This is a genomic window from Streptococcus sp. CL8.13 (genome assembly GCF_049737895.1).
Window position 1 is genome coordinate 1 of the sequence record NZ_JBKOTT010000010.1, and the last position, 11806, is coordinate 11806.

At 39.6% G+C, this 11806-nt stretch carries 9 protein-coding genes and 2 pseudogenes; all 11 read right to left on the reverse strand.

Going from position 1 to position 11806, the window contains the following annotated elements:
- Positions 1 to 873 (reverse strand): annotated as a pseudogene (locus tag ACLNCN_RS00760) (peptidoglycan-N-acetylglucosamine deacetylase PgdA); the annotation flags it as partial.
- 89 nt (positions 874 to 962) lie between these two features.
- Complete coding sequence (gene metK / locus ACLNCN_RS00765) at positions 963 to 2153, reverse strand: methionine adenosyltransferase (protein ID WP_424844432.1); 1191 nt, start codon at positions 2151 to 2153, stop codon at positions 963 to 965.
- A 214-nt stretch (positions 2154 to 2367) separates the two neighbouring features.
- Positions 2368 to 3711, reverse strand: a complete 1344-nt coding sequence (locus tag ACLNCN_RS00770) for a DEAD/DEAH box helicase (protein WP_261074019.1) — start codon at positions 3709 to 3711, stop codon at positions 2368 to 2370.
- A 140-nt stretch (positions 3712 to 3851) separates the two neighbouring features.
- Positions 3852 to 4667, reverse strand: a complete 816-nt coding sequence (locus ACLNCN_RS00775) for an endonuclease/exonuclease/phosphatase family protein (protein ID WP_424844433.1) — start codon at positions 4665 to 4667, stop codon at positions 3852 to 3854.
- Between the two features lie 51 nt (positions 4668 to 4718).
- The gene (locus tag ACLNCN_RS00780; RefSeq protein WP_424844434.1) at positions 4719 to 6899 is read right to left on the reverse strand and encodes a PTS transporter subunit IIBC; all 2181 of its coding nucleotides are present in this window, start codon (positions 6897 to 6899) and stop codon (positions 4719 to 4721) included.
- Positions 6900 to 7083: 184 nt separating this feature from the next.
- On the reverse strand, positions 7084 to 8010 hold the full coding sequence (gene ftsX, locus ACLNCN_RS00785; protein ID WP_000625545.1) for a permease-like cell division protein FtsX: 927 nt from the start codon (positions 8008 to 8010) through the stop codon (positions 7084 to 7086).
- On the reverse strand, positions 8003 to 8695 hold the full coding sequence (gene ftsE, locus ACLNCN_RS00790; RefSeq protein ID WP_120718873.1) for a cell division ATP-binding protein FtsE: 693 nt from the start codon (positions 8693 to 8695) through the stop codon (positions 8003 to 8005). Before ftsE ends, ftsX begins: the two co-directional genes overlap by 8 nt.
- A gap of 17 nt (positions 8696 to 8712) precedes the next feature.
- Positions 8713 to 9808 (reverse strand): peptide chain release factor 2 gene (gene prfB / locus ACLNCN_RS00795; protein ID WP_100198837.1). Its coding sequence is split into 2 segments (ribosomal slippage): positions 8713 to 9735 and positions 9737 to 9808, totalling 1095 coding nucleotides; the frame shifts between segments, so codons are not numbered across the junction.
- 108 nt (positions 9809 to 9916) lie between these two features.
- Positions 9917 to 10573, reverse strand: a complete 657-nt coding sequence (locus tag ACLNCN_RS00800) for a CBS domain-containing protein (protein WP_004256822.1) — start codon at positions 10571 to 10573, stop codon at positions 9917 to 9919.
- Between the two features lie 307 nt (positions 10574 to 10880).
- Positions 10881 to 11591, reverse strand: a complete 711-nt coding sequence (locus tag ACLNCN_RS00805; protein WP_424844435.1) for an ABC transporter ATP-binding protein — start codon at positions 11589 to 11591, stop codon at positions 10881 to 10883.
- A pseudogene (locus tag ACLNCN_RS00810) lies at positions 11591 to 11806 on the reverse strand (ABC transporter ATP-binding protein); the annotation flags it as partial. The pseudogene ACLNCN_RS00810 and the gene ACLNCN_RS00805, both read right to left, overlap by 1 nt.

An 11806-nucleotide genomic window follows, 5' to 3' on the forward strand; every position in this document is an offset into this window, starting at 1 on the left:
AGAAAGAGTATCTAATGCTTGATTTGTCGTTGCAGGATTCGGGCCATCATCAAAAGTCAAGGCTACTACTTTACGATTTTTCTTTTCATAATAAGCCTTATATAGCTCTGCATCCTTATCTAATAAATAAGAGGACTGAATGACCTCAAAGAAACTAGATACTGGCAAGGCAATCTCGTCTAGATTTTCCACTGATTGACTTGGATAAAGGATAATTTGGCTATCCTTATAATCAAAGTTCCATGCAGACAAGTCTTGATCAGAGAAGCCTTTAACAATTTGATCAATCTTTTCTTGGTCCAATTTCTTATCCTGTAAAAAAGAGGTCATTTCTTTAATCAGCTGTTCTTTGGCTTTACTAGCATCTGAAAATAATTGATCAAGTGTAAAAGATTTGCCATCTTCTGTCAAATGTACTTTTGCCAGACTAGTTTTTTCAGTCTCTTCAACTTTTGACGAAGTTAAATCATAGACTTGTTTCATCACACTTCGGTTGACAATCCCTTTTAAAGTCGAATCCTGTTTCTCCGTATAATAAAAAACCAGATTTTCCTTGTCTTCCAGATTTTCCTTAATATCCTGTGTCATGATTTCTTTTACAGATGAAATCACTTGTTCCCCTTGGAGAGGATAATAGGCAATTACTTCTGATTGTCCCTTACGAAAATGATCTTTCTGATTTCCCTCACTCAATTGATTATCTTTATCATTTTTTAAAGACTCAATTTTTTGTTCGAAACTTTGCTTTGTATATACTTTGTATCCAATCATTGAACCAAGGACGCAAATACTTACTGAAAAGATAGCTACCAGGGCTATTAAACCGATTCTCTTTTTATCGTGCTCAACACGTTTTGCTCTACTTTTATCCATAAGACCATCATATCAAATTCAAGCTATAATTTCAATGATTTTGGAGGAAATAGTATATTAAAAAGAGAGGAAGTCCCCCTCTTAAGATTTTATTTTACTGCTTCTTTCAAAGTATCTACCTTATCCAAACGTTCCCATGGAAGGTCAATATCTGTACGTCCCATGTGTCCATAAGCTGCTGTTTGACGGTAAATTGGACGCTTGAGATCAAGCATTTGGATAATCCCTGCAGGACGAAGATCAAAGATTTGACGCGCTGCTTTTTCAAGCTTGCTTTCAGCTACTGTTCCTGTACCAAAGGTATCGATACGGACAGAAACAGGTTGCGCAACACCGATGGCATAGGCCAATTGCACTTCCGCTTTTTTAGCCAAACCTGCTGCAACAATATTCTTGGCAATATAACGAGCTGCATATGAGGCAGAACGGTCCACCTTAGTCGCATCTTTACCAGAGAAGGCACCACCACCGTGACGAGAGTAGCCACCATAGGTATCCACGATAATCTTACGACCAGTCAAGCCTGAGTCTCCTTGAGGTCCACCGATTACAAATCGACCAGTTGGATTGATGAAGAATTTTGTTTGCTCATCCAAGTAAGAGGCTGGAATAACCTCTTTGATAACCTTGCTAATGACATCATTGTGAATTTGTTCGTTGCTGACTTCTGGATCGTGCTGAGTTGAAATAACAACTGTGTCCACACGTACTGGACGGTCATTTTCATCATACTCAACTGTAACTTGTGATTTAGCATCTGGACGAAGATAGCTGATTTCACCAGACTTACGAAGTTCTGCCAGACAACGAACCAACTTATGACTGAGTGAAATTGGCAATGGCATGAGCTCTTCTGTTTCATCCACTGCAAATCCAAACATGAGCCCTTGGTCTCCAGCTCCAATTAAGTCCAATGGATCTTGGTCTGCATTTCCACGAACCTCCAAGGCTTCATTAACACCTTGGGCAATATCTGGTGACTGCTCAACAAGTGACGGATGGACTCCCACCGTCTCAGCAGAAAAACCATATTCTGTATTGGTGTAGCCAATCTCTGCAATGGTATCACGAACCACACGGTTAATATCCACATAGGCATTTGTAGATATTTCACCAAAAACATGGACGGAACCAGTATATACAGCTGTCTCAGCAGCAACGTGCGCATCTGGATCCTTAGCTAAAATAGCATCCAAAATCGCATCTGAAATTTGGTCTGCAATCTTATCTGGATGCCCCTCAGATACAGATTCAGACGTGAATAATTTACGTTCTGACATAAAAATGTCCCCCCTTAAAAATAGTGTTATAGAGTTACAAAGTACTGATAGGAAATTTCTTAGTGCTGAATACCTACCATCTTATCGGGACTATATAACTTTATCATTATACCATTTTTTAACGCAATTTACAGTCTTTAATGTAGTGTTTCTGTTTAGATAGTTCGTTCTCATAAATAAAAAAAGTTGGAGCTCAGTACTCCAACAATTACTATTAAAATGTTTGGCGTTTTGCTTTGCGCTCTGCACGACCGCGAGCACGATTTTCAGCACGCTTGGTTTTGCGGCGCTTTTCATCAACCGCCCATTGAATTTTTTTCTTATAACCTGGTTTGACTTTTTTCTTTTTCTTTTTAACCAAACCAATCATTTCGATATCAAGTTTATCTTGTTTTTTCTCACGGTTGACACGACGATCACGGTCATAAGTATCTTGAAATTCCCCGTCTTTGACCATCTTCGGAGTAAATTTAATTCCTAATTTCTCCAACTCACAGATATCCGAGTCATCGCTTGGCTGATAAAGAGTAATAGCTGTACCTGGTAGGCCATTGCGTCCGGTACGACCAACACGGTGCACGAAGAAGGATAAGTCTTGCGGAATGGCATCATTGATGACATGGCTGACACCTTCAATGTCAATCCCACGCGCTGCCAAGTCTGTTGCGACAATATACTCAAAATCCAGATTTTTCACCTGGTTCATGATACGTTTGCGCTCACGAGGGGCAATATCCCCATGGATTTTTGCCACCTTCAAACCTTGAGCAGTCAGATATGAATGCAATTCATCAGCACGCGTTTTAGTGTTAACAAAAATCATTGCCAAATACGGTTGCATCAACTGAGTCAACTGGTAAATTTGAGCATTCTTATCTCGGCCCTTGGTCGAAATCAACCAATTATCAATGGTATCAGAAATGACCGTTTTGGTCTTGATTTTCTCCATAACAGGATTTGATAAGTATTTTTTCAAGAATGGTTGCAGTTTTTGTGGAATAGTCGCTGAGAAGACCATGAATTGCAGGTCTTTTGGAAGGCTTCCAGCAATCTTATCAACAGTTTCTAGGAATCCCATATCCAAGGTCATGTCTGCCTCATCGACCACAAAGGTCTTAGCTTTATGAATAGCTAAATCACCAGACTTAACCAAGTCATAGATACGACCTGGCGTACCGATAACAATATGAGGCTGGTTGCTTGCCAATTTCTCAATCTGGCGAGCCTTATCTGTCCCCCCCACATAATTAACCACACGAACTTCTACTTCTGAGTGAGTAGCAATCTGACGGGCTGCTTGGTAAATTTGAGTAGCTAATTCTCGGCTCGGTGCAGTAATGACTGCTTGAACACTATCGCTGGCTTCATCTAATTGCTGGAAAATCGGCAATAGGAAAGTGTGAGTCTTACCCGAACCTGTTTTTGATTCACCGACTAGGTCACGACCTGCCAAAACAATCGGAATCAACTTATCTTGCACCTCTGTTGGAGTTGTAAATTTCAACTCCTCCAAGGCTTCTCTAATATAGTTTTTAAATTGAAATTTCGTAAATGACATAATATCCTCGATTCTATCTATCCTATCAATTATACCATATTTTATTCCATTTCAGTAGTCTCACTTATTTAGGCTATTTCCAGTAGCTTTTATAGTCAGAAAAAGGCTGGAATATTATAATTCCAACCTCTTTTTAGTCATTATTTCCAGTTTAAAATAGCATTCAAGCCATAGTGATCACTAACTTGCGGACTATTGTTGCCATCAAATACGACATGTAAATTTTCCACCGCTAACTCTTTGGTAGTAAAAACATAGTCGATTCGAAGGGGTTCTGTGTTCCCCTTCCAGCCATCAATTTCTGGTGGAACAGTATAGCTACCACTTTTCTCTTGAGCAACTTCAAATGCGTCTTGTAAGCCTAGTGGACTAGCTAAAATAGCTTGGTAACCTTCCTGACCAGCTGGGTTGTTGAAATCTCCAGCAAGCAAAAGTGGCTTGTTCAATTCTTTCAAGACAGCCTCAAATCGCGCCCATTCTTCTTGGAAACCTTTATCCCACCAAGAAAGGTGTACACTGGCAACTGCAAGCTCCTTACCATTAACTACAGTTTCAGCCAGGGCGACACGGCGAGTATGATAGTCTGTTGGATCATCCACATCTGAAATCAAAATTTCTCTTGCTTCAATATGTGTTTTAGACAAGATAGCCACACCTTCATGGTAGCGGTCATAACCAATATGGTTATAGGCCCAAGTCCAGTAGTAATCTTTCCCTTGCTCTGATAACTTTTCAACCAAAAGTCTAACATAATGGTCTTGGTGAATAGGCTCAGCTGCTGGCAAAGCTTGATAAAGGTCATTAACCTCCACCTCTGGCGAAGTAATCTCCTGATTGATTTCTTGGAAACATATCAAATCATAGTCTTTATCAAGAATATCTTCAAGCAAGAGCTGGAATTTTTCCTCAGCTTCTTTTTCCATCCAACTGTGAGTATTGAGTGTTAAAAATTTCATTCTTTTCTCCCAAAATAAGAGGTTGGAATACAGCTTCCAACCTCAAGTATATTACAATTCTACTTTAGCAACTGCTGATTTAGCTGCAAGAGAACCTGTTTTTTCTAATTTAACTGATTTAATTGCATCACCATTTGTGAAGACAACTACTGTTGAAGTTTCACGACCTGCTGCACGGATAGCATCCAAGTCAGCTGTGACAAGGAGATCTCCTGCTGCAACTTTTTGTCCTTCAGCAACATGAACTGTAAATGGTTTTCCTTCAAGACTTACTGTGTCCAAACCAATGTGAACCAATACTTCAAGACCTGCTTCAGTCACAAGACCAAGAGCATGTTTTGTAGGGAAGATGCTTGATACAGTACCTGAAACTGGAGATACAATGTTTCCATTTGCAGGTTCTACAGCAAATCCGTCGCCCATCATTTTTTGAGCAAATACTGGATCTTTAACTTGTTCCAAGGCAACAACTTGACCGTCTGCTACTGAGTAAACTTCCTCAGTAAGACCTTTGAAGTGAACAGTGTTTTGTTGCGCTTCTGTCATTTGACTTGGAAGAGTTTCAGGAATGATTTCACCTGAATCAAGGATATCTTGGATATCAGATTTCAATACGTCTGCTTTTGGACCGTAGATAGCTTGAACTCCTTGTCCTTTCATGACAAGACCCATAGCTCCTTCTGCTTTCCATTGTTCTGCATCACCGACTTTGTCAGCATCTTTTACAGTTACACGAAGACGAGTCATACATGCATCAACATCAACGATGTTTGCACGTCCACCAAGAAGGTTAATAATGTTTACAGCTTGAGAGCCTGCTGCAACTTTCACTTCGCTACTAGCTTCTTCTGAACCTTCAGCAGTTTCGTAATTTCCGTTACGTCCTGGAGTTGCGTAGTTGAATTTTTGAATCATGAAGTTTGCGATAAAGTACATGATTACGGCAAAGAGAACAGTTACCCAGATAAAGTTAACGATATCCATACCAATACCAGCATTAATTGCTAGTGGTGTACGAGTCAAGAATTCAATTGAACCGAATGAGTGGACACGTAGGTTTACTACGTCAGCCATAGCGAAGGCAGCACCTTGAACAAGTGAGTAAACAAGATACATAGGTGTTGCTACAAACATGAACATGTATTCGATTGGTTCAGTAACCCCTGTCAAGAATGTTGCAAGAGCTGTCGCAATCATCATACCTTTATATTGATGTTTCTTATCAGCATCGACATTACGGTAGATAGCAACGATCATACCCATCAAGATACCGAATGAACCGATCATTTGTCCAACTTTGAAACGAGCTGGGTGAACAGTATCTAACAATTGTTGGTAGTGACTTGCATCTGTACCTTTAAGGTTAACAAGGTCTGTTACCCATGCAAGCCATAGTGGGTCTTGACCAAATACTTGAGTACCTTTAGCTGCACCAGTTAAAATGTCATAAGTACCACCAAGAGCTGTGTAGTTCATTGGGATAGTCAACATATGGTGAAGACCAAATGGCAAGAGCAAACGTTCCAAAGTACCATACAAGAATGGTGCAAGGATTGGAGCAGTTTCTTGTGAGTTGGCAATCCAGATACCAAAGCTATTGATACCTGTTTGAACTACTGGCCAGAAGGCAGCAAGTAGAATTGCAGCGATTGCTGAACGAAGAATAACTACAAATGGTACGAAACGTTTCCCGTTGAAGAATGAAAGTGCATCAGGAAGTTTACGGAAGTTGTAGTATTTATTGTAAGCAGTTGCCCCTACAAAACCTGAGATAATCCCTACAAACACACCCATGTTCAAGGCTGGAGCTTCAAGAACACTGATAAAGTAATCAGCAACTTTGATTGAACCACCGAATAGAGTAGTTACCATAGCATCTGGATTTTTCAACATATCACCTGATACACCAAAGATTGTACCAGTAATACGGTTAATCAAGATGAAGGCAAGACCAGCGGCGAAAGCACCACCAGCACGTTCTTTAGCCCAGCTACCTCCAATGGCTAGGGCAAACAAAATGTGAAGGTTACCGATAACCCCCCAACCAATTTGCTCAAGAATTCCACCAGTGATTACAAGTGGTGCAAAGGTTGGGTTAATCATCACGATAGACTTACCGATTGAAATCATCAAACCAGCAGCCGGCATAACCGCGATAACCACCATCAAAGCCTTACCGAATTTTTGCCAAAATTCGAAAGACAAGACATTTTTGAATGTATCTTTCATCATTCAAATCTCCTTTATTTTTATTTAGGCAAACGTTTTACGAAAACGTTTGCACCTTTTATGATTTAATTATACCACTTTAATTTTTTTTGTAAAGGCTTTTACAAAAAAAAGGAGACTTTTTTCTAAAATTTTTGTAGTAAAAAAGGAGATATTAAAATCTCCTCAAATATAATTCTATTTTATTTTAGATTTTCAGGAATCGGCGCATTGAAATTCCTGATCCGATTGAACCGATAAAAATTCCAATCACAAATAATAGAGCAATCATAAGTGGACTGAATACCTCTGGTGATATCATTGAAAGGTTCTGACCAACCAATGACTTATTAACCGATTGGTAAACCATTTTATAGACAATAAATACCAGAACTGACGGAAGAGTTGCTCCAAGCAAACCAATGAAGGCACCTTCAAGCAAGAAAGGTCCACGGATATAGCCGTTCTTAGCACCTACTAAACGCATGATTTGAATTTCACGGCTTCGTGAAATAATGGTGATACGAATAGTATTAGAAATCAAGAACACCGCAATGAAAATCAATAATCCCGCGATAACTAGTCCCCAGACACGAATAAATGAGGCTAACTTAAACAAGCGTTCTGTATTAGCACCACCATCTTGAACTTCTGATACACCTTCAATTTTCTTAGCCTCTTCTGCTACTGTCTTTACATCGCTTGGCGTGTTGGTATCAACAATATATGCATCATAGAGTGGATTGGCATCCCCTTCAAAGATTTTCCAGTTGTCCCCCATTGTTTCGGTCAACTTTTCATATTGTTCTTCTTTACTTGAAAAGGTAACACTTTTAACAGTTGACATACCTTTCAAAGCATCGTATACCTTATGGTAGTCATTATTGGTAACGGTTTGACCTTCTTTTTCAATGGTCTCACTATTGTCAGCTACGTCCTTACGAATATATACCATTACTCGGACATTGTTTTCAATATCTGTAGCGAGTTTAGCCGTATTAAAGATAACAGATGCAAATATTGCAACTAAAGTCAAAGTAATCATAACCGAACTGACAGCTGCTACTGTCATCCAGCCATTTCGTTTCAAACTTTTTAATGATTCAAATAAATGACGAAAAAATCTACTAATCATCGTATCCATATTCTCCTTTAGCTTCGTCACGAACGACACGGCCATTTTCAATGGCAATGACACGGTGGCGCAAGGTATTTACAATCTGACTGTTGTGGGTAGCCATCAAGACAGTTGTACCTTGGAGATTGATGCGTTCCAATAAATTCATAATTTCCCATGAATTATCCGGATCCAAATTTCCTGTTGGCTCGTCCGCAATCAATACTTTTGGATTGTTTACAATGGCACGCGCAATCGCTATACGCTGTTGTTCTCCCCCCGAAAGTTCATTTGGAAAAGAACGAACCTTATGCTTCAATCCAACCAAGTCTAAAACTTCCATAACACGTTTTTTGATGTTACGACGGCTCTCACCGATTACTTCCATTGCATAGGCAATATTTTCATAAACAGTTTTCTTTGGCAAGAGTTTGTAATCCTGAAAGACTACCCCGACACTACGACGTAGAAGTGGGACATCTTTCTTCTTAATTTTAACCAGATTAAAACCAGCAACAGATAAGCTTCCTTTTTCGATTTTTACTTCGCGGTACAAAGCTCTAATAAATGTTGACTTCCCAGCTCCTGACGGACCTACGATATAGGCAAATTCCCCGGGTTCAACAGTGACTGAGACACCTCGCAAAGCTGTCGTTCCGTTATCATACTTTTTGACAACATCTCTCATTTCAATGATTGACATGTGAGTTCCTTTCTATCTTAGCTGATTCGCCACTTGAGATAAGCATCGATAAAACCATCTAGGTCTCCATCCATAACCTTATCTACCTGCGCAACTTCAAAGCTAGTTCGATGATCTTTTACCATAGTATAAGGCGTGAAAACATAAGAACGGATTTGACTTCCCCATGTGATTTCCTTTTTCTCACCCTTGAGGGAATCGACTTCCGCAGCTTTCTTTTCTTGCTCCATTTGATAGAGCTTGGCCTGTAACATCTTCATAGCTCGATCTCTATTTCCATATTGGGTACGATCGACCGTTGACTGAACGACAGTTCCCGTAGGAATGTGTGTCAAACGCACCCCTGTTGAAACTTTATTGACGTTTTGTCCACCAGCACCACCTGAACGGAAGGTATCCATCTTGATATCATCTTCACGGATTTCCACTTCAATAGTATCATCCAGCTCAGGCATCACTTCTACAGATGTGAAAGAGGTATGGCGACGTTTAGCAGAGTCAAATGGTGAAATTCGCACCAAACGGTGTACCCCCATTTCTGACTTGAGAAGACCATAGGCATTAGGTCCTTCAAATGATAAGGTTACTGACTTGATACCAGCTTCATCTCCTGCTTGGTAATCCAAGACTTCTACTTTAAAGCCTTTAGCATTTCCATAGCGAGTGTACATACGAAGCAACATATCACCCCAGTCTTGAGCCTCTGTACCACCGGATCCTGGATGGATTTCCAAGATGGCATTATTATGGTCATAAGGTTCTGACAAGAGAAGGGTCATTTCGTAACTGGTCATCATCTTATCCAGCTCTGACAACTGTTCAACCAATTCTTCATGCACAGACTCATCTTCAGCTAAAAAGTCCAATAAAATTTCGACTTCATCCTGCAACTCTTCCATTTTGTGGAAAGTGTTGTAGGTGTTTTTTAATTCATTTAATTCTTGCGACGTTTTTTGGGCCGCGATATTATCGTTCCAAAAATCAGGTTCTGTCATCTTGTTTTCCAAGATGGCAATCTCTTCCTCTAAACCTTCGAGGTCAAAGAGACCCCCTGAAAGAAGCTAATTTTTCACGATTGGCGTCAATTTTCTGACGAATTTCTGAAATGTCCATAAATACTCCTTTGTTGTATCGTTTTATTATACCATAATCTATCATTTCTTTCCATCTTTTGCTCTAATCCCTTATTGCACGTAAAAAGAAGCCTTTCGGCTTCCCTTCTTACAAGACTTTTGCTGAAGTACGAGTGATTTCTTCTACTTGAATATTCTCTGATTCAAATTTTTCTTTCAAGGCTGGTAAATCGATTGATCCATCGATTTGAACTTCGATAATCACCTTACCATCCTTACGCGGAATATTGACTGTATGAGAGATATTCAAATTTTCTTCTACAATCAAAGAAACAATTTTTCCAAGAACACCAACTTCATTTTCCGTAACAAAGCGCACACGAATTCCTTCTTCACCGTAACCAGCAATTTCAAGAAAGGCTTGGAAAACGTCACGGTCCGTAATAACACCATAGACTTGATGGTTATCAACAACAGGAAGAATACCAATCTTGTTTTTCAGCATCAGATAAGTTGCATCTTCTAGACTAGCATAGCCTGAGACAGTAACAACATCTCGAATCATTACATCTTTTACTTTGGTCTTATTCAGAAGATAGTTCATCTCATAGATAGAAAGACTTGTTGCTTTTGAGGGGCTAGCTTGCGCAATGGTTCCCTCAGTTACCAAACCAACTAATTGATCATTTTCGATAACAGGCAAGCGGTGCAACCCTTGCTCTCTCATCAAATCTGCTGCATGAGATACTGTTGTATCCGGACTAATATAAACTACCTTGCGGGTCATAAAATCTTTAACTGCCATGAGACTTCTCCTTTTCTATTCTTATCCCTATTATACAATCTTTTTGTAAATCTATCAAACGCTTACATTTCTTTTTCAAAATTCAGAAAAGTATGAATAAGCTAGCAAAAAGAGCTCTGAAATAGAGCTCTCTGAATGAAGGTAAGATACATTTCATTCGATTTTTTCAATTATTAGAAATTAACCTTTTAATGTAGATAAAGATTGCTTTACAATCTATATCTGTCAACTAAAAAGGTCCCCTGGACTATAATGATGATTACTTCGTAATCCTCATCCACCGACTAAAACAATCCACTGGATTGTTTTAGCCACCAAGATACGCTTTTCTAACTTCTTCTGATGAGGCGAGTTCTTTTCCTGTTCCTGATAGGACGATTTTCCCTGTTTCCAATACATAGCCTCGGTCAGAGATTGCAAGTGCTTTATTGGCATTTTGTTCAATCAAGAGGACGGTTGTTCCTTGTTTCTGGATATCTTGAATGATATCAAAAATCTCTTGGATAAAGATTGGGGCAAGTCCCATTGATGGTTCATCTAAAAGAAGAAGTTTGGGTGTTGACATAAGGGCGCGTCCCATGGCAAGCATTTGTTGTTCCCCTCCTGAAAGGGTGGCTGCATCTTGATTTTTCCGTTCTTCTAGACGCGGGAAGCGTGAGAAAACTTTCTTCAAGTTAGCTTGATTTTCTTCACGATTTTTCTTTAAGAAAGCTCCCATTTCAAGATTTTCCATAACAGTCAAGCCAGGGAAGACATGGCGTCCTTCTGGTACTTGTGAAAGCCCACCTGCTACGATTTTCTGAGCTGGCATTTTTTGGATTTCTTGACCTAAAAATTCAATCTTTCCTGAACTCGGTCTAACCAAACCAGACAAGGTACGGAGAATGGTTGTCTTACCTGCACCATTGGCACCGATAAGGGAAACTACCTCTCCTTCATTCACTTCAAAGTTTACATCACGGACTGCCTGGATCATGCCGTAATGCACAGAAAGATTATCAACTTTTAACATAGACATTAGGCTTCACCTCCTAGATAAGCTTCGATAACGCGTTTATTGGTCTTAATTTCGTCTGGAGTTCCTTGAGCAATCAAACGACCGTATTCAAGTACGTAGATACGTTCTGTTACTTCCATGACCAAATTCATATCGTGTTCAATCAACATGATTGTAATCTTAAATTCATCTTTGATGCGACGAATTAACTCAGTCAATTCTGCTGTTTCCTGCGG